The organism is Caulobacter sp. GW822-FHT07D08 (genome assembly GCF_058798735.1).
Map to the genome: position 1 here is coordinate 391,067 of NZ_JBXAKU010000001.1, position 24,904 is coordinate 415,970.

At 68.5% G+C, this 24,904-nt stretch carries 18 protein-coding genes; 10 read left to right on the plus strand and 8 right to left on the minus strand.

The window, feature by feature from the left end:
* Positions 1-202: 202 nt before the first annotated feature.
* Positions 203-808, plus strand: a complete 606-nt coding sequence (locus AC1RJ9_RS01725; RefSeq protein ID WP_492835274.1) for a response regulator — start codon at positions 203-205, stop codon at positions 806-808.
* On the opposite strand, the gene AC1RJ9_RS01730 is transcribed toward AC1RJ9_RS01725, so the two are convergent.
* The 7 genes from AC1RJ9_RS01730 to AC1RJ9_RS01760 all read right to left on the minus strand — a co-directional run bounded on the left by AC1RJ9_RS01730 (position 805) and on the right by AC1RJ9_RS01760 (position 6,926).
* Positions 805-1,344: a helix-turn-helix domain-containing protein gene (locus tag AC1RJ9_RS01730; RefSeq protein ID WP_492835272.1), complete on the minus strand. Its 540-nt coding sequence runs from the start codon at positions 1,342-1,344 to the stop codon at positions 805-807. The genes AC1RJ9_RS01725 and AC1RJ9_RS01730 overlap by 4 nt on opposite strands.
* Before the next feature lie 167 nt (positions 1,345-1,511).
* Positions 1,512-2,861 (minus strand): alginate export family protein, encoded by a 1,350-nt coding sequence (locus AC1RJ9_RS01735; RefSeq protein ID WP_492835270.1) that lies wholly within the window; start codon positions 2,859-2,861, stop codon positions 1,512-1,514.
* Positions 2,858-3,559, minus strand: coding sequence for a YoaK family protein (locus tag AC1RJ9_RS01740; RefSeq protein WP_492835268.1), 702 nt, complete (start codon positions 3,557-3,559; stop codon positions 2,858-2,860). The genes AC1RJ9_RS01735 and AC1RJ9_RS01740 overlap by 4 nt, the downstream gene beginning before the upstream one ends.
* A complete protein-coding gene (locus AC1RJ9_RS01745; RefSeq protein ID WP_492835266.1) occupies positions 3,556-3,972 on the minus strand; it encodes a DoxX family protein in 417 nt (138 codons plus the stop codon). Before AC1RJ9_RS01745 ends, AC1RJ9_RS01740 begins: the two co-directional genes overlap by 4 nt.
* A gap of 2 nt (positions 3,973-3,974) precedes the next feature.
* The gene (locus AC1RJ9_RS01750; protein WP_492835264.1) at positions 3,975-5,930 is read right to left on the minus strand and encodes an amidohydrolase; all 1,956 of its coding nucleotides are present in this window, start codon (positions 5,928-5,930) and stop codon (positions 3,975-3,977) included.
* Complete coding sequence (locus tag AC1RJ9_RS01755; RefSeq protein WP_492835262.1) at positions 5,927-6,196, minus strand: DUF1427 family protein; 270 nt, start codon at positions 6,194-6,196, stop codon at positions 5,927-5,929. Before AC1RJ9_RS01755 ends, AC1RJ9_RS01750 begins: the two co-directional genes overlap by 4 nt.
* A gap of 61 nt (positions 6,197-6,257) precedes the next feature.
* A complete protein-coding gene (locus tag AC1RJ9_RS01760) occupies positions 6,258-6,926 on the minus strand; it encodes a hydrolase (RefSeq protein WP_492835260.1) in 669 nt (222 codons plus the stop codon).
* Between the two features lie 321 nt (positions 6,927-7,247).
* On the opposite strand from AC1RJ9_RS01760, the gene AC1RJ9_RS01765 reads away from it, so the two are divergent.
* The 9 genes from AC1RJ9_RS01765 (at position 7,248) to AC1RJ9_RS01805 (ending at position 23,599) form a co-directional block, all read left to right on the plus strand.
* A complete protein-coding gene (locus tag AC1RJ9_RS01765; RefSeq protein ID WP_492835258.1) occupies positions 7,248-9,008 on the plus strand; it encodes a Ca2+-dependent phosphoinositide-specific phospholipase C in 1,761 nt (586 codons plus the stop codon).
* Between the two features lie 130 nt (positions 9,009-9,138).
* Positions 9,139-11,922, plus strand: coding sequence for a TonB-dependent receptor (locus tag AC1RJ9_RS01770; protein WP_492835256.1), 2,784 nt, complete (start codon positions 9,139-9,141; stop codon positions 11,920-11,922).
* Positions 11,923-12,014: 92 nt separating this feature from the next.
* Positions 12,015-12,503 carry an RNA polymerase sigma factor gene (locus AC1RJ9_RS01775; RefSeq protein ID WP_492835254.1) on the plus strand — a complete coding sequence of 163 codons (489 nt, stop codon included), beginning with the start codon at positions 12,015-12,017 and terminating at the stop codon, positions 12,501-12,503.
* Between the two features lie 84 nt (positions 12,504-12,587).
* Positions 12,588-13,589, plus strand: coding sequence for a FecR family protein (locus tag AC1RJ9_RS01780; RefSeq protein WP_492835252.1), 1,002 nt, complete (start codon positions 12,588-12,590; stop codon positions 13,587-13,589).
* Between the two features lie 111 nt (positions 13,590-13,700).
* Entirely contained in the window at positions 13,701-16,667 is a 2,967-nt protein-coding gene (locus tag AC1RJ9_RS01785) for a TonB-dependent receptor (protein ID WP_492835250.1), read from the plus strand.
* 441 nt (positions 16,668-17,108) lie between these two features.
* The gene (locus AC1RJ9_RS01790; protein WP_492835248.1) at positions 17,109-20,216 is read left to right on the plus strand and encodes a TonB-dependent receptor; all 3,108 of its coding nucleotides are present in this window, start codon (positions 17,109-17,111) and stop codon (positions 20,214-20,216) included.
* Positions 20,217-20,309: 93 nt separating this feature from the next.
* Complete coding sequence (locus AC1RJ9_RS01795) at positions 20,310-21,041, plus strand: SapC family protein (protein WP_492835246.1); 732 nt, start codon at positions 20,310-20,312, stop codon at positions 21,039-21,041.
* A gap of 1 nt (position 21,042) precedes the next feature.
* The gene (locus AC1RJ9_RS01800; protein ID WP_492835244.1) at positions 21,043-22,077 is read left to right on the plus strand and encodes a cupin-like domain-containing protein; all 1,035 of its coding nucleotides are present in this window, start codon (positions 21,043-21,045) and stop codon (positions 22,075-22,077) included.
* A 22-nt stretch (positions 22,078-22,099) separates the two neighbouring features.
* Positions 22,100-23,599, plus strand: a complete 1,500-nt coding sequence (locus tag AC1RJ9_RS01805) for a tryptophan halogenase family protein (protein WP_492835242.1) — start codon at positions 22,100-22,102, stop codon at positions 23,597-23,599.
* Here the strand turns inward: AC1RJ9_RS01805 and AC1RJ9_RS01810 are convergent.
* Positions 23,596-24,900 carry a glycosyltransferase family 4 protein gene (locus AC1RJ9_RS01810; RefSeq protein ID WP_492835240.1) on the minus strand — a complete coding sequence of 435 codons (1,305 nt, stop codon included), beginning with the start codon at positions 24,898-24,900 and terminating at the stop codon, positions 23,596-23,598. The genes AC1RJ9_RS01805 and AC1RJ9_RS01810 overlap by 4 nt on opposite strands.
* Positions 24,901-24,904 lie beyond the last annotated feature (4 nt).

Consider the following 24,904-nt stretch of genomic DNA (forward strand, 5'->3'; position numbering starts at 1 on the left):
GACGCCACCAGCTACCCTTGCCTGGAAGCGCGGTCAGCCCCGAGGTCAGACTGACCGTGGCGTCCGAAAACACCGCCCAACCCATTCCGGTCAAGGCCATGTTCCGCTTAGAGTGTCTGACCTGTTCGCGTACTGCTCAGGCCGAATCCCGCGCCTGTTGGATCCGATGAACGCCATGACGCCCGAGGGCCGGAAGACACGCGTGCTCGTCGTCGATGACCATCCCCTGATGCGGGAGGGAATCGCCAACGCGCTGCTGGCCGAATCCGACTTCGAGCCGGTCGGCGAGGCGTCGGACGGCGCCGAGGCTATCGAGATGTCGCGGACCCTCCGGCCCGACGTCATCCTGATCGACCTGCAGATGCCGCGCCTGGGCGGTCTGGACGCCATCCCGTTGATCCTGAAGGAAGCGCCCGACTCCCGGATAGCGGTGCTGACCACCTATGGCGGCGACGCCTATGCCGAGCGCGCCCTGCGCCTGGGGGCCCTGGGCTTTTTGCTGAAGAGCTCGCTGCACCGTGAACTGGTCGACGCGATCCGCACGGTCGGCGCGGGTCGCCGCTACGTCTCGCCGACGGTCGCCGAGCAGATCCTGTCGCACATGAACGACGACAGGCTCAGCGACCGCGAACTGGCGGTGCTGCGCCTGATCTCACGCGGCGAGCCGAACAAGGGTGTGGCCCGGCGGCTGTCGATTTCGGATCAGACGGTGAAGGTCCATGTGAAGAGCATCTTCGGCAAGCTGGGCGTCAGCGACCGCACCCACGCCGTCACCGTCGCGGTGCGGCGCGGGCTGATCGACATCTAAGCAACCCTGGGCGTCCAGGCGTCGCAGCGAGCGGCCCGGCGCCAGGCGTTGGGCGGTGAGCCGACCGCGCGCTTGAACAGGCGCGTCAGGTGTGACTGGTCGGCCAGGCCGCAATCCAGGGCGATCTCGGCGATCGAGGCGTCCGAGGTCAGCAGCATCTGCTTGGCCAGGGTGATGCGCTGCTGGATCACGTAGTGCGAGAAGGTCACGCCGAACGTCGCCTTGAAAGCCCGCGAGAAGTAGTTCGGGCTCAGCGACACCAGGGCCGCGACCGCGTCGATGCGGATCGGGCGCGACAGGTTCTGCTCGACGAAGCTCTCGATGCGCCGGGCCTGCCAGGCGGCCAGGGCGCCTTGGGCCAGCGGGGCGGGGCGGGTCGAACGGTCGGCCAGGGTGAAGGCCTGCTCCACCAGCCGGCGCGACGCGATGCGGTCGCCCTCGAACAGGCGCAGGGCCTTGTCCAGAAGTTCGGAGATCATGCCCGTGTCGCCGACGGCGAACGGTTCTGTCTCGATGGTTCCGACCGCGTTGAGCATCGCGTCCCCCAGGGTTCGGCCGCGACGCGCGCCTGCGTCTCGTCCGTAAGAGACCATGGTCGATGACCGCGTTTCGCGTCAGCCGCCAACGGGTGACATTTCACTACCCCAAATGGGGTATCGGCCCGTCGCGCGCCTGTCTTGGAAATGGGTCTCGGAAATAGGTCTCAGAAGCGGAACTGGACGATGGCCATGCCGAAGTCGACGTCGTGTCCGCCGGCGGCCTTCACCGCCGCGCCGGCCTCGGCGTGGACGGCCTCCAGCGAGACCTTGACGTTGCGGCTGACCTGCCAGCCGAGATCGGCCTGCCAGTCCTCGCTGACCGCCTTGGCGGTGGAAGCGCCGCCCCCCGCCAGCACCGCGAACGGCTGAAGGTAGAGGGCGTCGCGGCCGGCCTGGCGACGGCGATCCGTATGGCTGATCTCGGCCGTGACGGTCTTGGTCGGCGCGACGCCCAGGGCGATCCGCCAGGCCGAGAGGTTGCTCCAGCTGACCAGACCCGCCTCGCTGAAATAAGCCCCCTTGGGGAACAGCGGGTTGAAGGTCTTCAGCTGGCCGTCGGCGGGATCGTCGTCGCCCGAACCGATGTCGCGACGTGCCGACAGGCGCGGCTTCCACGGCGCGGCGAAGGTGTAGCCCGCCCCGGCCGAGCCGCCCCAGGCGCGGATATCCTGGCCCGCGAAGCGGCCGCGCTGGACCATGCCCTCGACCTCGTAGTCGATCGCCCCAGCCTTGCCGGCCAGACGCGCGCCGACGCCGCGGCGACGCTCGTCGCCGGTGACCGCGCCGAAGCGGACCCGATCGCGGTCTAGGTTCAGGCTGTAGACGTCCAGGCTGACGCCCTTGCCGACGGGCGCGGTGGCGTAGACGCCCCAGAAGGCTTGGCCGGAGTTGTGGCTGTCGTTGAACCCGCCGGGTTCGAGCGCGATCGGGTGGGTGTAGAAGGCGTCGACCTTCAGGCGCTTGCCGGTATAGGTCAGCCGCGCGCCGTCGAAGCTCTGGCGGATGTTGGGCCCCTCGCGCACCGAGACGAAGCGCTGGGTCGGGTTGAAGCTCAGCTCCTGGCGGCCCAGGCGCAGACGCCAGTGTTCGGCGGGCGCGACGTCGACGAACAGCACCTGGGCGTCCAGGCCGTCGCGGTCGGTGATCGCCGGCGCCTCGCCCTTGCCGAGGTCGCGATGCAGGCCAAGCTCGCCATACACCCGAACGGCGGAGTTCAGGTGCAGGTCGGCGCTGACCAGGCCCCGGAAGAGCGCGAAGGTGTCGGCCTGGGCGCCGCCGACCCCGAAGCGCGGGGCGTCGATCGCGTCGAGCCGGACGCGCGCCTCGCCGCCGAGCGAGAGATAGGCGTCCTGGCCCAGCGGGATGTAGCGCAGCGCGTCGAGACTGGTCAGGTTCGGCGCGGACTTCAGGTAGCCGTAGTCCTCGTCGGACCGGACCAGCTTGAACGCCGGCGGCTCGGCGGCTTGGGCGGCGCCGGCCGTGAGCAGGGCCGCCGCGAGAACCGCCGCCCTCATGCTTCCACCGGGCGTGGAGCGCGAGCGTAGAAGCCGCCGAGGATCGCGACCACGACGGCGGCCGGCAGCAGGCTCCAGGGACCCGCCACGACTACGCCGAGCGCCCCGCCGATCGCACCGACCGCGAACGCCATGACCGGCGGCCAGGTCTTGACGATCCGCGCCCGCAAGGCCTCGTCCAGGCCGGTCTTCGAGGTCAGAAGGTCGACCAGGTCGATGGCGATCTGGGTGATGTTGCCGGTCATGATCGTGGTCGGGGCCAGGTGACTGAACACCACCCGGGCGCCGACGTTCTGGACGGCCATGGCGCAGACGCCCACGAGGCCGGCCAGCATCACCGCCGGCTGGTCGGCGTTGTCGGCCGGCAGGGCCGCGACGGTCAGCAGCATGAAGACCAGCAGCATCGCCGCCTGCAGCAGCAGCACCGCCGCCTCGTTGGCCTGGCCGAGCGCCCGGCGCCGACAGATCATCACATAGGTCGCGGCCGCCGCGGCGATGAACACCGGCAGGGACAGCAACTTGGTGGCGATGCCCTGGCCGCCTCCGGCCAGGGAGACGCCCAGCATGACGAGGTTGCCGGTGGCGTGGTTCACGAACAGGCCGAACAGCAGGACGAAGCCGACCACGTCGACATAGCCGCCGACCAGGGCCATGCCGACGCCGGTAGCCGCGGCCAGGCGGGGGGATGGCGCGCTCATGCCCACTTCTCCCGTTCGACCAGGATCGCCGCCAGCATGAAGCCGCCGATCAGGCCGATGTGCTCCAGGAAGGTGTTCAGCGCGTGGAAGCGCTCCACCGGGTCGGCGACCGTCCAATAGGGATGGGCGATCAGGGTGGCGAAGGCGGTGAAGACGCCCAGGGCGCCGGCCGCCAGCCAGCCCGCGCGGCCCAGGATCAGGGCGATTGATCCGCCCAGCTGGACGAGCACCGTGGCGGCCACGACCAGCCACGCCGGCTTGAGGCCGAAGTGGGCGGCCTCGGCCAGGGCCCCGTGCAGGTCGGTCAGCTTGGCGATCCCGCTCCACCAGTAGGGCAGGGTCAGCACCGCGCGGGCCAGGGTTCCGAACGCCGTCGAGCGCAGGAGCGCGGAGATGGGAGCGGGCGTGTCCATGATCACACCGCCCAGCAGCCGCAGCCCATGGCGCCCCAGAAGGAGCGCGCATCGCTGGTCGGCGCCTCGCGGGTATAGGCCGAAGCGTGGTCGTGGCCGTGGACGTTGCAGCCGCTGGCGCAGCCGCAGGCGCTGGCCAGGGCGCGGGCGTGGCCGCGCGAGCGCTCCTGATAGCCGCCAAAGGTCCGCACCGGCGACCAGTCCGGCATCGGCGGCGGCAGCACTGGCGCTAGCTTGGTGAAGTCACCTTCGCCATGGACGACCTTGCCGCCCAGCAGGGTCAGCACCGAGGACAGGTGCGGGATCTCATCTTCCGGGACCGTCATGTAGTCGTCGGCCAGCACGGCCAGGTCCGCCAGTTGACCGACGGCGATCTGGCCCTTCTTGCCTTCCTCGTTCGAGAACCAGGTGTTGGCGGTGGTCCACAGGCGCAGGGCCTCCTCGCGGTCGACGCGGTTGGCCGGCGGGTAGAGCCGCGTGCCGCCCACCGTCTTGCCGGTCACCAGCCAGTTCAGCGAGACCCAGGGATTGTAGCTGGCGACGCGAGTGGCGTCGGTGCCGGCCCCGACCGGGATGCCGGCCTTCAGCATCTTGCCGATCGGCGGGGTCGCCTCGGCGGCCTTGGCCCCGTAGCGCTCCATGAAGTACTCGCCCTGGAACGCCATGCGATGCTGCACGGCGATGCCGCCGCCCAGGGCCGCGATGCGGTCGATGTTGCGATCGCTGATCGTCTCGGCGTGGTCGAAGAACCAGTGCAGGCCGCCAAAAGGCATATCCCGATTGACCTTCTCGTAGACGTCCAGCGCCCGCGTGATGGTCTCGTCATAGGTGGCGTGCAGGCGCCAGGGCCAGCGGTTCGCGACCAGGTGGCGGATCACCGGCTCCAGGTCGGTTTCCATGCTTGGTGGCATTTCCGGCCGCTCGACGCGGAAGTCCTCGAAGTCGGCGGCGCTGTAGACCAGCATCTCGCCCGCGCCGTTGTGACGGTACTTGTCGTCGCCCTGGCCCGGCTTGACCTGCTTGGACCACGACTGGAAGTCCGACAGCTCGGCCTTCGGCTTCTGGGTGAACAGGTTGTAGCTGATACGCAGCGTCAGCTGGTCGTCGGCGTGCAGCTTCTCGACGATCTCGTAGTCGTCCGGATAGTTCTGGAAGCCACCGCCGGCGTCGATCACGCCGGTCACGCCCAGACGATTCATCTCGCGCATGAAGTGGCGGGTCGAGTTCAGCTGATACTCGGGCGGCAGCTTCGGGCCTTTCGCCAGGGTGGCGTAGAGGATCGTGGCGTTGGGCTGGGCCAGCAGCAGGCCGGTCGGCTCGCCCGAGGCGTCGCGCTGGATCTCACCGCCGGGCGGATTGGGCGTGTCCTTGGTGTAGCCGACGGCGCGCAGGGCGGCGCGGTTCAGCAGGGCGCGGTCGTAGAGGTGCAGGATGAACACCGGCGTCTCGGGCGCGGCGGCGTTGATCTCGTCCAGGGTCGGCAGGCGCTTCTCGACGAACTGATGCTCGGTGAAGCCGCCGACCACCCGCACCCATTGCGGCGGCGGGGTGTTGGCGGCCTGCTTCTTCAGCATGGCCATGGCGTCGGCCAGGGTCGGCACGCCGTCCCAGCGCAGCTCCATGTTGTAGTTCAGCCCGCCGCGGATGATGTGCATGTGGCTGTCGATCAGGCCCGGGATCACCCGACGGCCTTTCAAGTCGATGATCGTCGGGTTCGGACCGGCGACGGCGCGGACCTCGCCCTCCTCGCCGACGCCGGCGAACTTGCCGTCGCGGACCAGGGCGGCGTCGGCGCGCGGATTGCTCCGATCCAGGGTCGTGAACTTGCCGTTGATGAGCAGCAGATCGGTCATGGGGCCGGGCCTCCGAGGCTGGGCGAAAGCGGAACTGGACAGGAAGGACGCCGCGCCCAGGGCGACGGCTTGACGACGATCGAGGGGGCGGGAGGCGAGGGTCATGCCTGATCCTTTCGCGGATCGGGGCCATCACTGGCGATGGCCTGAGGACCCAGCACCTGGCCGGCGCATTCGGGGGTCTTCAGGTAGGCCACGACGGGGACCTTGGTCATCAGGCGTTTGGCGATCGGGACCGCCTGTTCGCCCAGCAGCATGCCCATCAGGCCCAGCAGGGCGATGGCCGGCGGGGCCGGCGAGCGCACCCCGAGCAGCGAATAGATCACGCCGACGAGCAAGCCGGCGCCGAGGGACAGCAGGTAGGGCTTCATCGCCGACGCTCCGTGAACTGAAGTGGGGCGGGACCTTGGGATCCCGCCCCGAGGAGAGGCGTCAGGCGGCGGTGGCGTGGCCTTCCGACGCGCCGAACATGGTCCTGGCGTAGATGATGCCCAGGCCATACGCGCCGCCGTAGGTGCGCGCGATGCCGGTGGTCAGGTCGTAGGTTTCCGAGCGGGCCCAGTCGCGTTGCAGCTCCAGCAGGTATTGCAGCGAGGTCATCGGGCGGGCGCCGGCCTGGACCATGCGGTCCATCGCGCGGTCGTGAGCCTCGGCCGAGACGTCGCCGCAGGCGTCGGCGATGACATAGACCTCGAAGCCCTGGGCGATGGCCGACAGAGCCGGGCCGACGATGCAGACGCTGGTCCACAGGCCGGCCAGCACGATGCGCGGCTTGCCGATCTCATTGACCTTGGCGATGACATTGGCGTCTTCCCAGGTGTTCATCGACGTGCGGTCGAGGGCGGCGACGCCCGGGAAGGCGTCCTTGATCTCGTCGAACATCGGACCCGAGAAGCTCTTCTCGGCCACCGTGGTCAGGATGGTCGAGGCGCCGAAGCCGGCGGCGGCGCGGGCGACCAGGGCGGCGTTGGTGCGCAGCTCGGTGGCCGAGATCGAGTGGGTCGCGAACGCCATCTGCGACTGGTAGTCGATCATGATCAGGGTGTGGTCGGTCGGGGTCAGCAGTTGCGGGCCGGCGGTGGGCGTGGCGACGAGGGTCATGGGATGTCCTTTTGCGTTGGGTGGAGGACCGTTCCCGGCCGCCCCGTTGTTCTGACAAGCTCACTCTGGCCGCGACGCATCGCCGCATAAATGGAAATGGTGGAAAGTCACTGTTTCCAAAAACGCTATCGTCCGCCGCGACGAATTAGGCGTGCTCAGGCTACGGAGCGACGCGTTCGACGGCTCGGCGGGTCGTGTCGCCTTTTGAACGAACCCGCCTGAAACTCGGCGACTGAAGATCGGGCCTGGACCTGGACGCTCGCGCACGACTGTCACAAAACCGCATTACGGCTCCGCTTCGACCTGTACCGGGAGATGACGATGCTGAGCCTGCTGCTGGCCCTGATGGCCGCCGAACCCAGCGCCCAGGCGGCGCGGATGAACGACATCCTCGCCGTCGGCACGCACAATTCCTACAAGGCCGCGATTCCGGCCGACGAGATGACGGCCATGCTGGCGGCGGCCGGGCAGGGGGCTCTGGGCCTGGACTACAGCCATCGTCCGCTGGCGGAGGAGCTGGACGCCGGCGCCCGGCAGCTGGAGCTGGACGTGGCGCGCGATCCCGACGGCGGTCGCTTCGCCAAGCCGGCCACCGCCTTCGGCAAGGGCGTCGTCCCGGCTCCGGCCTGGGCGGCGGCCATGGCCAAGCCGGGCTACAAGGTCCTGCACATGCAGGACGTCGATTTCCGCACGACCTGTCCGACCTTCGTCGTGTGCCTGACGGAGGTCCGCGCCTGGTCGAAGGCCCACCCGGACCACGCGCCGATCCTGATCCTGCTGAACGCCAAGGACGGCCCGTCCAGCTTCCCCGGCGGCGTCGCGGCCCTGCCGTTCGACGAAAAGGCCTTCGACGCCCTCGACGCCGAGATCAGGTCGGTGTTCACCGACGCCGAGCTGATCACCCCAGACCAGGTCCAGGGCAAGCGCGCCACCCTGCGCGAGGCGGTGCTGGCCGACGGCTGGCCGGCGCTGAGCGCGGCGCGCGGCAAGGTGTTCTTCGCCCTCGACGAGGGCCCGGAGAAGGTCGCGGCCTATCGCGGAGCCCGCAAGTCGCTGGAAGGCCGGGCGATGTTCGTCAACACCGACGAAGCCTCGCCGGCCGCCGCCTACCTGACCCTCAACGATCCGGTCGGCGACCGGGCCCGCATCGCCGCCGCCGTGAAGGCCGGCTTCATCGTCCGCACCCGCGCCGACGCCGACACCGTCCAGGCCCGCAAGAACGACGTCGCGATGCGCAGCGCCGCGTTCTCCAGCGGCGCGCAATATGTCTCGACCGACTACCTGTGGGCCGATCCGCGCTTCGCCGGCGGCTACACCGTGCGCCTGACCGGCGGCGAGGTGGCGACCTGCAACCCCGTTCGCATGGCCAAGGGCTGCGCCGCGCCGTTCGAGAGCGTGGCCGGCGCGCCGGTCCAGGGCTATCTGGACCCCGCCCAGCGCCCGGACCTGACCAAGATCCTGGCCGCCCCGCCGGCCGCCGGCTCGCCCCGCGCCATCGCCGACGCGGCGATCTTCGACCAGAGCCGAAGCCTGAAGGGCTCCGCGCGCTGGAAGCGGGCCACCGACGATGTCGACGGCACGACCTGGAAGCACTTCTCCGAGGCTTTGGGCGTCACGATCGACCCGACCCAGGCCCCGATCCTCGCCGCTCTGCTGGAACGCGCCGGCGAAGACCGCTCGGTGGTCGGCGTCGCCAAGACCCACTGGGGGACCAAGCGTCCCTACATCGGCAAGACCGACGCCCCGATCTGCGAGGCCAAGAGCGCCCACCTGGCCGGCAATCCGGACTATCCGTCGGGTCACTCCGCGTTCGGCATGCACGTGGCGATGATCCTGGCCGAGCTGGCCCCCAGCCGGGCCGACGCGCTGTACGCCCGGGGCCGCGACTACGCCGAAAGCCGCTGGATCTGTGGCTCGCACAGCGTCAGCGCCGCCGAGGCCGGCATGCAGTCGGGGGCGACGATCTACGGCGCGGAACACGTCTCGCCGTACTTCCGCCGCGACATGGAAGCGGCCCGCGCCGAGCTGGACGCGATCCTCTCCCAAGGCGGGGCGAAGAGCGCCTCACCCGCCCGGCCGTGAAGTTTTGATGAAATCAACATCTCGCCGCTGAGGGGGCGTCCGGGGCCGTCGTTGAAGCCGTCGGGGGCGTGGGCCGAACCAGTGTGTTCGGTCCTGCCGCCGTCGCAACAACACCTCGGGGATTGAGCGGATGATCGGACTGAACACGAACGGCGGCCGTGCGCGCCACCTGGCCTGGCTGATGACCAGCTGCGCCGCCATCGGCCTGTTCTCGGCGACGGGCGCCCAAGCCCAGGCCGTGGCCGCCGCGACCGCCGAGAACGCACAGGTCGAAGAGATCGTCGTCACCGGCAGCTATCGCCGCAGCCTCGAGAAGGCCGTGGACATGAAGCGCGAGACGATCGGCTTCTCGGACTCGATCGTGGCCACCGATGTCGCCAACTTCCCCGAGCAGAACCTGGCCGAGGCGCTGCAGCGCATGCCCGGCGTGACCATCGAGCGCAACAAGGGCCTCGGCGGCCGGGTCAGCGTCCGCGGTCTGCCCAGCGAGTTCACCTTCGTCACCATCAACAACCTGGCCACGGCCTCGGGCAGCGGCGGCCGTGACGTCGAGTTCGACATCTTCGCCTCGGAAGTCATCCAGCAGGTGACCGTGCAGAAGTCGCCGCGCGCCTCGGACGAGGAAGGCGGCATCGCCGGTTCGATCTACATCTCGACGGCCCGCCCGTTCGACTACAGCGGCCGCAAGCTGATCGCCTCGACCGAAGGCGCCTACAACTCGATCTCCAAGAAGACCGACCCGAAGGTCGCCTTCCTGGCGAGCGATACGTGGGGGAACTGGGGCGGCCTGGTGTCGTTCTCGGCCGCGCGTCGCTCGAACCGCACCGACTCCAACTCGGGCATCAACTTCCGCCCGATGTTCCGCTTCCTGGAAGCCGGCGGCACGCGCGCCTCGCAGGCCGCCGCCGTCCTGGCCCGCGACGCCGGCGTCGTCGTCAAGAGCAACACCAATCGCGACGAGACCGGCCGCATCATCTTCCAGGACAAGGTCGGCGACCGCGCCTACCTGAACACCCAGGACCAGTGGGGCGGCACCGCTTCGCTGCAGTACAAGCCCTCGGCCAATTTCGACATCGCCTTCGACCTGATGCTGGGCGGCTACGACGCGACCGAGGACCAGTACGACGCGGCCGCCTATTCGGCCTCGAGCAAGAGCACGCTGGAGACCATCCACAGCTACGACAAGACCACCCTGGCCGACTACAACATGGTCGTGCTGCGCGACGTCTCCTACACCGCGACCCAGCACGAGATGCTCAGCAAGGAGCAGATCAACAAGACCGACTACGCCCAGTTCGGCACGGACCTGAACTGGCGCGGCGAGACCTGGAAGCTGCACGCCCTGGCCGGCTATTCGGGCGCCAAGAAGACGCTCGACTATTCGAACCTGAAGCACGTGGCCTACGCCCCGTCGCGCACCCGCTGGACGGCCACCGGCGGCGAGACGGTCAAGAGCGCCAACCCGGCCTCGATCGACATGTACAACGCGCCGTCCAAGTACCTGTTCGAGGCCTATGAGACGAGCCTCGAGAAGATCACCGACGACAAGTACGCGGCCCAGGCGGACTATACGAAAGAGTTCGCCCTCGGCTTCTTCCCGGCGCTGAAGACCATCCAGATCGGCGCCCGCTACACCGACAAGTCGAAGGAACGCCGCTACGGTTCGCTGAACATCCAGGGTCCGGGTCCGGGCAGCAGCGCCTACCTCAACACCCGCACCATGGCCGACAGCACGCTGACCCCGATCGGCGATCTGGTGCCGGGCGGCGACTACACGGTCCGCGACATCACCTGGAGCCAGATCTCCAACGACTACGCGCGCAAGACCTTCCGCTACGCCGGCTTCACCACGCCGTTCACGCCGGGCGACTATTACAAGGTCGATGAGAAGGTCACGAGCGTCTACGCCATGGCCGACCTGGGCTTCGACGTCGGCCCCGTGCCGGTGGCGGTGAACGGCGGCGTTCGCTACGTCGACACCTCGATCACCTCGTCGGGCTACCATCAGATCCAGACCTCGACCGGCGGCACGACCTATACCCCCGCGCCCGTGTCCAGCGACGGCAGCTACAACAAGCTGCTGCCCAGCGTGAACTTCACCGCCGACATCACCGACAGCATCGTGCTGCGCGGCGCGGCGTCGAAGACCCTGATGCGTCCGGCCCTGACCGACCTGGCCTACAAGCGCACCGCCAGCTTCAACTCGTTCCGTTTCACCGACGGCAACCCGGGCCTGAAGCCAACCTTCGCCGAACAGTATGAAGTCGGCGTCGAGAAGTACCTGCCGGAAGGCGGCCTGCTGGCCGTCTCGTACTTCAAGAAGAAGATCGAGGGCGTCGTCCGCCAGGCCCTGACGGGCACGGTCAAGGGCGTCACCAAGTACAACGCCAACGGCACGGTCGACGGCGTCTACGACTTCGACGTCTACCAGCCGATCAACGCCGCGGGTTCGTACAATGTCGACGGCGTCGAACTGGTGGCCATCGTGCCGTTCGGCCTGCTGTGGGAGCCGGCCAAGGGCTTCGGGATCAACGCCAACTACACGATCCTGGACAGCTCGCTGAGCGGCCAGTCGCTGATCGGCGTTCCGACCCCGCCGGTGGGCCTGGCCGACAAGGCCTACAACCTCACGCTCTACTACGAGAACGACAAGTTCCAGGCCCGCGTCTCGTATAACTACAAGGGCAAGTACGTCGAAGGCATCGGCTACGAGATGTATCCGATCTGGCGCTCGGGCTACGGCCAGACCGACATCTCGGTCAGCTACAACGTCAACGAGCGCATCCAGCTGAGCCTGGAGGGGATCAACGTCACCGACGAGGTCACCAAGGGCTACACGATGGATCCGTCGTTCCCGACCATGTACGAGAAGTCGGGACGGCGCTTCTCGCTCGGCCTGCGGATGAACTTCTGAGCCCGCTGGACGCCATCACCGGGCGCGCTCCCCCCTTCGCCGGGGGGAGCGCTTCGGCGCGTCCGCCCAAGGGGCGTGATTGGGGAAGCGGCATGACGGGGCTGCGCGCCGAACTGGTGCTGTTTCTCCAGCGGCGCGGCCAGTCGCTGGAAGACGCCGAGGATATCGTCCAGGAGACCTTCGCCCGCTTTCATCGCGCCGGCCACGCGATCGGCCAGGCCGACAGCCGGCCGCTGCTGTTCGCCATCGCCAAGAACCTTCTGAAGGACCACTGGAAGCAGGCCGGCCGCGAGCGGGCCCGCACCTTGTGGCTCGATACCGACGACACGACCGCGGCCTGGGAGAACGCCCCCAGCGAGGATCCGGCCGCCGACCGCCGCTCGATCGCCCGCCAGGATCTGGCCGGCGTCGCCGCCGCCATCCGCGAACTGCCGCCGCGCTGCCGCGACGCCTTCCTGCTGCATCGCTTCGAGGATCTCAGCTATCGCCAGATCGCCGATCGCCTGGGCGTGTCGGTCAGCATGGTGGAAAAGCACCTGGCCGAGGCGCTACGTCGGCTGAAAGCCGCGCGGGGGACCTGAGGTGTCGCGCTTGTGGATCGTTGTGAAGATGCGCCCCGGGCAGGACCGGGCCACGCTGCTCATTGGGAAGGCCTAACCGCCAAGATGCTCGATCGTTTCGCCAGCCTGTTCGAAGCCAAGCCGCGCACCGCGGAGGACTGGGTCGTGCGCCTGGGCCGTCCCGACGCGCCGCGTTCGACCCTGGCGGCCTTCGAGCGCTGGCTGGCGGCCGACCCTAGGAATCTCGCCGACTACCAGGACGCCAAGGGAATGCTGCGCGACACGCGCGACCTGCGCGCCGAACTCGTCGGCGAGCTGAACCTGATCCCACCCGCGCCGGTGGCGGCGCGTCGCCCGAAAAAAGCCGGCTGGACGCCCGTCGCCCTGGCTGGCGGTCTCGTCGCCACCGTGCTGGCCGTGGCGATCGCGCCGACGCTGGTCACGCGCCCGCGGGATCCGCTGGCCGGCGCCGCGACCTACACGACCGCCGTCGGCGAGATCCGCGACGTGACCCTGGCCGACGGCTCGGTCGTCACGCTGGACACCGCCACCACCCTGCGCGCCAGGGTCGACGGCAAGGTGCGCCGCCTCGCCCTCGACAGGGGCGGCGCCTATTTCGCGGTCGCCCACGACAAGGTCCACCCGTTCCAGGTGGCCCTGGCCGACCGGCAAGTCATCGTCACCGGCACCCACTTCGCCACGAGCCTCCGCGACGGCCGTGCCCGGGTGGAACTGCTGGAGGGCTCGGTCGAGGTTTCGCAGCCCCGGACCCCGACCGAGCCCGTCCATCTCGTTCCCGGCGACCAGGTGACCTATCAGGTTGGCGGCGCGGTGCGGCGCGAGGCCCGGATCGATCCGGCCACGGCCGTCGCCTGGCGCCAGCGCCGGCTGGTGTTCCAGGACGCGGCGCTGTCCGAAGTCCTGGCCGAACTGGGACGCTACACCGACGCCAGGATCCGCCTGGCCGACCCGACCCTGGGTCGCCAGCGTGTCACCGCCATGCTGTCGCTGGACGGCCGCGGAACGGTGATCGATCGCGCCGCCAAGGTGCTGCCGGTGGTGCTGAAGCGCACCGGTCCGGGCGAGGTCGTCGCCACCGCGCGCTGAGGCCCGCTGACGCGACGGCCGCCCAGGTCAGGGCCTTTCGCGAGTCTGTCACGAAGCAGCGTTACCAGACCCTGGGCGCCCAGCAGCGCCGGGGTTTTCACCAGTCGCCGCATGTCCTTCCGTCGCGTGTCCGCCCTGACGATCGCGGCGCTGGCCGCGGCCGCGCCGGCGTTCGCGCAAGTCCCGGCTCCGCGCTTCGACATCCCCGCCCAGGACGCCCGCGCCGCCCTGATGGCCCTATGCCTGAAGGCCGGCTGCGCCTTCGCCCTGTCGACCGAGCCGGGACGCGCGTACCGTGCCAACGCCGTCTCCGGGACCATGTCGTGGCGCGAGGCGCTGAAACGCCTGCTGGCGGGCACGGGCCTGCGCTATGAGATCGCCGACCACGCCTCGGTGCGGGTCTGGGCCGAGGCGACGCCCGCGCCGCCTCGCGTCGCGCCGGCTCCCGAAGCGCCGGTGGACCTGGACGCGGTCACGATCAACGCCGCCTTCGTGGCTGGCATTGAGGACTCTCTGCTCCAGAAGCGCCGCGCCGACGCCATCGTCGACGCCGTCTCGGCCGGTCGGATCGGCGAGCTGCCGGCCGCCAATCTCGCCGAGGCGCTGCAACGCGTGCCGGGCGTGGCCATCGAGCGCGAGGTGGGAGAGGGCCAGTTCGTCAGCGTCCGAGGTCTGGGGCCGCTGTTCCAGTCGGTGACCCTGAACGGCGCGCCCGTGGCGTTCAACGAGAACATCCGCAACTCCACCCAGAGCGGCCGGCAGTTCCGGTTCCGCGCCCTCTCGGCCGACCTGCTGGCGGGAGCGGTGGTGGCCAAGTCGCCGACGGCGGATCTGGTGGACGGGGGCATCGGCTCGAACATCGATATCCGCACGGTGCGCGGGCTGGAGGGGGCGTCGTACCTGTCGATCCGCGCCGACGCCCACGCCGAGCTTCGTTCGGACGCCGTGTCGCCGGACGTCGCCATCTCCGGCCGCTGGCGGCGGGCCGACGGTCGGCTGGGCGTGGTCGCTGGCGTCTCCACCGAGCGGCGCGAGGTCCAGTACGACCGCTTTCAGATCTCGCGCTATCGCGACCTTGTAATCAACGGCGCGTCGTTGACTGTTCCCGAGGATATCCGAACCACGATCGAGCAGGAGCAGCGCGCGCGGACCACGGCCTTCGCCGGGGCCGAGTGGCGGGTCGCGCCGAGCGTCACGCTCTATCTCGACACCCTGGCCTCGCGTTTCGACAACAGCATCCGCGAGGACCGCATCGTCTATGGGATCGGCGACTACGCGGCCCAGGCCCTGGCGGCGGGCGACGCGCGGATCGAGGGCCGCACCCTGCTCGGTGGCCGCATCGCCGCCGGCGAGATCGGCAACAACCTGGAAGTCTCCGACCAGGTTCACGAGAACGTCTCCCTGAGCCTAGCCATGAAGGCCGACGCCGGCGGGTGGACCCTGGAGCCACGCCTCAGCCTGTCCAGCGCCCGTTCCAACCTCGACACGCCGCTGCAGAGGATCGGCGCGGTCAGCCCGTTGGGCGTCTCCTACCGCTTCGACCTGGGGCCCGACCTGATCGCGCGCCGCGAGACGCCGCTGTTGTCGACGTCGTTCGACCTGACCGATCCCGCCCAGCTGACCTTCTCGCGCTACGGCGTCCGCGCCACCCACGTGGAGGACCACGACGTCACCGGACTGGTGGCCGCCGAGCGGCCGGTCGACTGGACGCTGGGACCCCTGCGGTTCGAGCGCCTGCGCCTGGGCGGGCAAGTCACCGATCGGGGGCGCGACTTCCAGCGCCGCGACCGCGAGGCCGCGCCACGGGCCGGGACGGTCGTCGACGCCGGCTTCTTCGATATTGGCACGCCCGGCGAGGCTTTCGACCGGCTGATCGCCGCGCGACCGCCGGCCTGGACGTCGGCCGACTTCACCGCCTTCCGCGCCGGCTTCGTGCTGCCGGGCGAGGCCGACCGGGTGATCGTCGACGCCGAGGACCTGGTCCCGACCGGCGCGGATCTGCAGGGCTCCTACAAGGTTGGCGAGCGAATCCTGGCCGCCTACGGTCGCCTGGACTTCGCCACGAGCGTCCTGGGCCTGCCGGCCACGGGCAATGTCGGCTTGCGGACCGCCCGGACCCGGACGGACGTGACTGGCACGCTGCTGGGCGTCTCCACGACGGGCTCCATGGACGTCAAGCCGGTCCGCTATACGGGCGCCCATGCCGTGGCCCTGCCCAGCGCCAACCTCGCCATCGCGCTTGATGAGCACTGGCGGCTGCGTCTGGCGGCCTCGCGCAGCATCACCCGGCCGTCCCTGGCGGACCTGCGCTCGGCCACGGTCCCGGCCAGCAGCCTCGTCTCGATCCTCTACCAGCGCGGCCAGGCGGAGATCGACCACCCTTCGCCGGGGACCCTGTTCTCCGGCATCGGCGGCAATCCGGAGCTGAAGCCGTACCTGGCCACCAATTACGACCTCTCGCTGGAGCGTGAGTTCGAGGACTTCGGCGGCGTCAGCCTGGCGCTGTTCCACAAGACCATCGACGACTTCATCGTCGTCTCGGCCCGGCCCGAGCGCCTGACCTTCGCCACCCGCGCGGGGCCGCCGGTCGTGGCCACGGTGACAATGTCCAGGCCGCGCAACGCGGGCGAGGCCAAGGTGACCGGCCTCGAGGCGGCCTTCAGCCGGCGCTTCGCCCACGGGATCGGGGTCTGGACCAGCGCCACCTGGGTCGACGCCGCCAGCCGCGACGACCAGGGGCGGCGCGGCCGGCTGAACGGCGTCTCGCGCCTGTCCTGGTCGATCAGCCCCTTCGTCGAGCGCGGCCCCTTGCACGCCCACCTCTCCTGGACCTGGCGCTCGCCGTTCGGCTCCGAGGCCGACATGCAGGGGGGAGGGGTCTCCAGCTTCGTGGTCGCCAGCGCCGGCTATCTCGACGCGGCCGGTTCCTACGACCTCAGCCCCCGCGTCTCGCTGTACGTCGAGGCCAGCAACCTGACCGACACGGTCGAGGCCGCCTACGAGGGCCAGCGTGACCGCCCGCTGCAGATCGGCCGCTCGGGGCGCTCGTTCGGTTTCGGAATCCGCATGCGGCTGTAGAGCCTGTCCGTCTCTGGTGGACCATCGGAAACGGATAAATCGGCTCTACCTCAAACATTTAGAGCGTGGCGGGCGCCGAAACCGCTCACGCTTTCGGCCGCCACGCTCCAGCCGCCCATTTGTCCGCGGGACACCGGTTACCGTCCTGAAATAGTGAGCAACCAGGGCGCGAAGGCCAGGATCCGTCGTGTCGCCAGCCTTCCGAAACGGCCCGAATTGTCCAATTCAGTGGTCCTAAAAATCGGCTCAAATGGGCTTGAAAAAATCCTGCCAGCGCTGTCATTTTGTCGTTGCAGCCGTCAGCGACCGATGTTACCGCTAACTAGTACCTCGTGCGTTGGTTGTTTCTCCAAGGCTCGCGGGACGGGAAGAGCAGTCGGAAATGCTTCCGGCGCGTAACAAAAACAGCGCCCCACAGGGGCTAATTAGGGGGAACGGCCTATGAAGCGGCTTCGTCGCTTGCACGCGTCTGCCTCTTGCGTCGCCATCACGGCGGCCATGTTCGCCAGCTCAGCGCTGGCTCAGCAGACCCAGGACAACACCGCCGTCGATGAAATCGTCATCACCGGCATCCGCGCTTCTCTCGAACGGTCGATCGCGATCAAGCGCAACAACAGCGGCGTCGTCGACGCCATCTCCGCCGAGGACATCGGCAAGTTCCCGGACACCAACCTCGCCGAATCCCTGCAGCGGATCACCGGCGTGTCCATCGACCGCACCAACGGCGAAGGCTCCCAGGTCACGGTCCGCGGCTTCGGCGGCGGCTTCAACCTGGTGACCCTGAACGGCCGCACCATGCCGACGGCCAACGTCGCCACGGTCGGTGGCGACCAGTCGACGGACTTCGCCGCGGGCACCAGCCGCTCGTTCGATTTCTCGAACCTCGCCTCGGAAGGCGTGACCACGCTGGAGGTCTACAAGACCGGCCGCGCGGCGATTCCTTCGGGCGGCATCGGCGCGACGATCAACGTCAAGACTCGCCATCCTCTGGACTCCCGCGAGCACGGCCTGTCGGGCAGCATCGGGGTCAAGGGCGTCTACGACCAGAGCGTGTCCGAAAAGCTTGAGGACACGTCCAAGTACACGCCCGAAGTGTCCGGCCTGCTGAACTACCTCGATGAAAGCGAGAAGTTCGGCGTCGCCCTGTTCGGCAGCTACCAGAAGCGCAACTTCACCAGCCGCTCGGTCACGTCGAACGACTGGAACATCCGCACCTTCGCCCAGTTCAACGATCCGGCGAACGGCTTCGTGCGCAACGGCGGCGCGACCCAGATCACCAACGCGCCCTCGAACCCGAACACCCTGGTCGCGATCCCCAACGACAGCCGCTACCACTTCTCGCAAGGCCAGCGCGAGCGGGTCAACGGCCAGTTGACCGCGCAATTCCGCCCGACCGAAAACCTCAAGATCACGGCCGACGCCCTGTACGCCGAGAACAAGTCGTACGAGCGCCGTAACGACAGCACGAACTGGTTCAACCGCCCGTTCGACAAGGTGACCTTCGACAACAACCCGGTCGTGGCCACCGCGGTCCTGCTGTCCGAAACGCTCAGCGGCACCAAGGACATGGGCTTCGAGCAGCAGTATCGGGCCAACACGGACTCCCTGAAGTCCTACGGCCTGAACGCCGCCTGGGACCTGTCGGACCGCTTCCGCGTCAATATCGACGGCCACATCTCGAAGTCGGACTCCAAGCCGGGCGCGCCTAACGGCTCCAGCTCGACCATGGTCTCCATCGGCGCGCCGATCATCTCGTCGCACTCGGTCGACTACAGCGGCAAGGTCCCAGTCCAGTCGTTCACGATCAACGACGCCGCCCCGCGCGGCAACGCCAATGGTCAACTGGACGTCGGCGACCTGGGCAGCCAGGTGGGCCGCACCTCGTCCCAGCGCCAGCAACACGAGATCAAGGAAGCCCGGGTCGACTTCACCTGGGACCTGGACGACAACGGCAGCCGCATCGACTTTGGGGCCGACTACCGGACCTCGAAGATGACCCAGTCGACGATCAACACGGAGCAGGAGCTGGGCTCGTGGGGTATCTCGAACCCGCGTGACGTACAGCAGTACGCCGGCAGCCTGGTGAAGGCCTTCTGCATGGCCTGCCGTTTCAGCGAGTTGGATCTGAAGCAGACCGGCCCCGGCCTGGTGTCGTTCCGCGCCGACGCGGTCGATCTGCTGAACGCTCTGTCGCCGGCCTATACGGCTCGGGGCAACCCCGTGCGGGTCACCGGCCAGAACAACAACCGCGTCGACGAAGACATCGCCGCCGCCTACGGCCAGTTGACCTGGAAGTCCGAGCTGGCCGGCCTTCCGGCCACCCTGGTCACGGGCGTTCGCTACGAGCAGACCAAGGTCACGTCGATCTCGGCGGTTCGCACGCCCACCGCCATCGTCTGGACGTCGGACAACGATTTCCGGATCGACACGGCGTCGACCTATTCGCCGCTGTCGGGCAAGGGCAAGTACAACAACCTGCTGCCCTCGCTGGACTTCCAGGTCGACCTTCGGGACGACGTGGTCGGTCGCTTCTCGTTCAGCCGCACCATCGCGCGGCCGGACTACGGCAACCTGTTCGCCGCCCAGACGGCGAATGCGCCGGGCCGCCCGGTCGCCAACGGGGCTACCCCGCTCGGCAGCAGCGGCAATCCGGACCTGGAGCCGCTGATCTCGGACAACTTCGACGTCTCGCTGGAGTGGTACTACAAGCCCAGCAGCTTCATCACGGCCGGCTTCTTCGAGAAGCGGGTGAACAACTTCGTCGGCACCGGCACGGTGATGCAGAACCTGTTCGGTCTGCGTGACCCCACCTCGGGCCAGGCTGGGACGCGTTCCGGCACGGCCAGAGATCTGCTGAACGCCATCGGCGCCGGACCGACCGACGTGAACCTGTTCACGATGACGGCCCTGCTGCAGCAGAACGGCGGTTCGGCGGCGGCGGCGTCGGCGCAGTTCCAGGCCAATCGCGGCCCGAGCGGCGACATCAACCAGGCCTTCGCGGACGCCATCCTGGCGGCGGTGGACATTACCGCCAACAGCGCCGACCCGTTATTCAACTTCCAGGTCTCCAAGCCGATCAACAACCGGACCGGCAAGATCCACGGCTTCGAAATCGCGGCGCAGCACTTCTTCGGCGACACCGGCTTCGGTGTGTCGGGGGCCTATACGATGGTGCGTGGCGACGTCGAGTTCGACAACGGCGCCAGCCCCGGCCAGGACCAGTTCGCTCTGCTGGGTCTGTCGGACACGGCCAACGCCACCCTGATCTACGACAAGCACGGGATCTCGGCGCGGATCGCCTACAACTGGCGTGACAAGTTCCTGCAGGCCACCAATCGCGGCAACGACCGTAACCCGGTCTATGTCGCTCCGTTCGGCCAGTTGGACTTCAGCGTCAGCTACGACGTCACGCCGAAGCTGGCGGTCTCCCTGGAAGGCATCAACCTGACCAAGGAAAACCTGCGCACCTACGGTCGCGATCCGAACCAGCTGTGGTTCGCTCAGGAACTGGATCGCCGCTTCCTGCTCGGCGCTCGCTACCGCTTCTAGACCGGAAGTCCTGGAAGTGGATGAGGGGGTCGCCGCTTGCGGCGGCCCCTTTCTTCCTTTGAAGTAGCCATCCGCGAGCATGAGTTGGCCGACATGAACCGAGTGCTTCTCAACAACGTCGATCACGCCGAGCTGCGGGTGATCGCCGAGCACGGCGTCGCGTACGGCGACGGCCTGAACCAGACGCTGCTCCTGCCCACCGAATTCGAGGCGGCGCAGCGCGAATATCCGATCCTGATCCGCAAGGACGCCACTGGCGCCTATCAAGCCGTGGCGCTGCTGGGTCTGGACCGCGACGAGAACCTGTTCCTCGACGAGACCGGCTGGAACGCCCGCTACATCCCCGCCGTCCAGCGGCGCGGTCCGTTCTCGATCGCCCTGCAGCACGATGCGCGAGGCGACGAGCCTCGCGCGATGATCCATGTCGACCTCGACCATCCGCGGGTCAGCCGTGACGCGGGCGAGCGCCTGTTCCTGCCAGCCGGCGGCGCCGCGCCCTATCTGCAGAGCGTCAACCGCACGCTGAGCCTCATCCACGAAGGCCTGGAAGTGGCCGGCCCGATGTTCGCGGCCTTCGACGAACTGGGCCTGATCGAGCCGATCGACATCGAGATCAAGCTGGACGACCAGACCAGCTACGACGTGCCGGACGTCTTCACCCTGGCGCCCGATCGCCTGGCGGCCGTCGCCGGGACGGACCTGGAACGGCTGCACCAGTCGGGCCTGCTGCGCGCGGCCTGGGCCCTGATCGCCTCGATGGGCAATATCGAGGACCTGATCGCCCGCAAGACCCTTAAGCGCGTCTCTTCCGCGGGATTGGCCTGACGTGACCGCCCTGACGGCCCGCCGGACGCTGGAGACCACGGTCGCGACGCCGGCCCAGATCCCGTTCGACGCCGTGCTGGCCGGCCAGACGCCGATGGTCTTCAAGGGCCTAGCGCGGGATTGGCCGTTAGTGCGGGCAGGCCTCGAATCCAGCCAAGCGGCGCGCGACTACATCCGGGCTCACGACCAGGGCGGCCGGGTGGTCGGCTATAGCGGCGATCCGTCGATCAGGGGCCGGTTCTTCTACGATCCGACCCTCACGGCCATGAACTTCAAGGCCGAGCGCGCGCCGCTGGAGACCTTTCTGCGCCGCCTCGAAGAGGTCGAGGGCCGAAACGACGCCCCGTCGGTCTATGTCGGCTCGACCGATCTCGACGCCTATTTCCCAAGCCTGAAGGCCGCCAACGACCTGGGCCTGGGGCCCGAGGTGTTCGGCCCGCAGCCGCCGATGGCCGGGATCTGGATCGGCAACCGCACGACGGCCGCCGCCCACTACGACATGTCCAACAATATCGCCGTCTGCGCCGTGGGCCGGCGGCGCTTCACCCTGTTCCCGCCAGACCAGGTCGCCAACCTGTATCCCGGACCCTTGGAGCCGACGCCCGGCGGCCAGGTGGTCAGCCTGGTCGATTTCGAGACGCCCGACTTCGAGCGGCATCCGCTTTTCCGCGAAGCGATCGCCAGCGCCCAGGTGGCCGAGCTCGAGCCCGGCGATGTCCTGGTCTATCCGGCCCTGTGGTGGCACCAGGTCGAGGCGCTGGAGCCGTTCAACGTGCTGGTGAACTACTGGTGGAACGCCTCGCCGGGCTTCGTCGACACGCCGATGACCACCCTGCTGCACGGCCTGCTGAGCCTGCGCGACCGGCCCGACTTCGAGAAGCAGGGCTGGAAGGCCCTGTTCGACTACTATCTGTTCGGCCCCGCCGATCGCGCCGGGGCGCATTTGCCCGAGGCCGCGCGCGGACCGCTGGGTCCGATGGACGAGATCAAGGCCAGGCGGCTGCGAGCATACCTGCTCGACCGCCTGAACCGATAACAAGAACGAGGGGAGGGGCGTCATGACCCAGCAGTCGATCCGTAAGGTGGTGATCGCGGGCGGCGGCACCGCCGGCTGGATGGCCGCCGCGGCCCTGGCCAAGCAGCTAGGCCCGCTGCTCGACATCACCCTGGTCGAGTCCGAGGACATCGGCACGGTCGGGGTGGGGGAATCGACGATCCCCACGGCCCGCACCTTCAACGCGCTGCTCGGCATCGACGAGGCCGAGTTCATGCGCGCCACACAGGCGACCTTCAAACTGGGCATCTCGTTCGAGAATTGGGGCGAGGTCGGTGATCGTTACATCCACTCGTTCGGCCAGGTCGGCAAATCCACCTGGATGGGCGGCTTTCATCACTTCTGGATGCAGGCCCGCGAGCAGGGATTCGGCGGCGATCTCGGCGACTATTGCCTTGAGCTGAAGGCGGCCGAGCAGAACAGGTTCTATACCGGCGACGAGAGTCCGCTGAACTACGCCTACCACCTGGACGCCGGTCTCTACGGCCGTTTCTTGCGCGGCATGGCCGAGGCCGATGGCGTGCGCCGGGTCGAGGGCAAGATCGCCAGCGTCCGCCAGCGCGGGGAGGACGGCTTCGTCGAGGCCCTGGTCATGCAGAGCGGCGAGGTGGTCGAGGGCGACCTGTTCGTCGACTGCACCGGCTTCCGCGGCCTGCTGATTGAACAGACCCTGAAGGCCGGCTTCGAGGACTGGGACCATTGGCTGCCGACCAACAGCGCTCTGGCGGTCCAGACCCGTTCGACCGAGCCCGCCGTCCCCTATACCCGCGCGATCGCCCACGAGGCGGGCTGGCGATGGAAGATCCCGCTCCAACACCGGGTCGGCAATGGCCTCGTCTACTGCAGCGACTTCATGTCCGATGACGATGCGCGCGCGAAGTTGATGGGCGAGATCGAGGGCGAGACCCTGATCGAGCCGCGACTGATCCGCTATCGCACGGGCCGTCGCCGCAAGACCTGGGACAAGAACGTCGTGGCCCTGGGCCTGGCGAGCGGCTTCGTCGAGCCGCTGGAATCGACCTCGATCCACCTGATCATGATCGGCGTGACGCGGCTGATGCAACTGTTCCCCTTCGCCGGGATCAGCCAGGCGGCGGTCGATCGCTACAACCGCCAGGCCAACGACGAGCTGGAGAAGATCCGCGATTTCATCATCCTGCACTACAAGGCGACCGAGCGGACCGACAGTCCGTTCTGGGATCGCGTGCGCGAGATGGAGATCCCCGACAGCCTGTCCCAGCGCATCGAGCTCTTCCGCCAAAGCGCTCAGGTCTACCAGGCACCGGGAGAGCTGTTCCAGGTCGACTCCTGGCTACAGGTTCTGCTGGGCCAGCGGATCCAGCCTCAGACCTATCACCACATGGGTCGGTTGATGCCGGCTCATCAGTTGAAGGGCGCGCTGGAGGACCTCAAGCGCAACATCGACGGCATGGTCGCCCGACTGCCGCAGCACCAGGCCTTCCTAGACCGCTACTGCGCGCCCCCGGTGAGCAAGAGCGCCTAGGCCTCAATCGGCGCGAACAGCTTCTGTAGCGTCGCCCCGATCCGCGCGGCGGCTGGGTCGGTGTCGGTCAGGCCCATGGCGGTCAGCTCGCCGCCGATGCGGCGGCCGACGGCCAGCAGAGGGCGGCTGGTGACCTGGGCCTGGGCCAGACCCTCGATGGCCCCTGCGTAGCGGGCGGCGTTGAGGTTGGCCAGCGCCCAGGCGCGGGCGGCCTTGCCGGTCTCGCGGCGCAGGGCCTCATCGGCGACCAGACGCTCGAGCACGTCGCGCAACTCCTCGACCACGATCTCGCCGTCGATCTTGAAGACCAGGTCGTCGGGCAGCTCGCCGTAGAAGCCGGCGCGGGCGACCACGGTCGGGCGGCCGCTGAGCATGCCCTCGCAGGCCGAGCCCGAGGCGCCTTCCAGCACCGGCTTGCGCAGGGCGACCATGATGTCGGCCTCGTCGAGGCGGCGGTCCAGGGTGTCGTCGTCGACCGCGCCGTCGATGACCAAATTGTCGAACCCGACCTCGGCGGCGGCGGCCTCCAGCTTGGCGCGTTCCGCGTCAGAGATCGGTCCCACCAGGCGATAGACGCACGCCTTCAAGGCGTCGGAGCCCCCGATGGCGCGGATCACATCGTCGACGCGCTTGTTGGGGTTCATCACGCCGACCGTGGTGATCGTCAGCTGGCTCTTGGCCTTCGGCGGCCCCGGCGGGGTGGCGCGATCGGGGCAGCACAGCGGCGTCACGGCGACCGGGCCTTGGACGACGGCCTCCAGCTTGGGGGCATAGAACTGGGCGTGAGCCAGGGCGGCCTCGCAGCGGCCGGCCAGCCATTCGGTCATCGGCAGATGCCGGGCGATCTCGCCCATGTCCAGCATCTGGCCCGAGCGGACGGCCACGGCGTGCGGCAGGGCCGCCTCGCCATAGGTCGCGACGATCTCGGCGTCGTGCCGGCGATAGTCCAGGCCGTTGTAGTGCAGCCAGCCCGAGAACAGGTTGTAGATGTAGAAGTCGTGGAAGATCCCCAGGCACGGCGCGGAGTCCAGGATCGCGAACACGCCGGCGTGGAAGGGATAGTTGTCGCCGATATTGACCACCACCACGTCGAACTCTGTCCACAGGCGCGAGAGGTCGTAGGACCGCCAGTGATGCACGCGCAGGGCGGTCGGGTGCAGCGGCTCGGCCGGGTCGTCCTTGTCCTCGCAGCGCAGGATTTCGACCTGGTGGCCTCGCAGGGCCAGGGCCTTGGACACCTCGGCGCTGACCCGGCCGATCGACGAACGCAGGACGAAGGGCGTCACCCAGCAGATCTTCATGGGC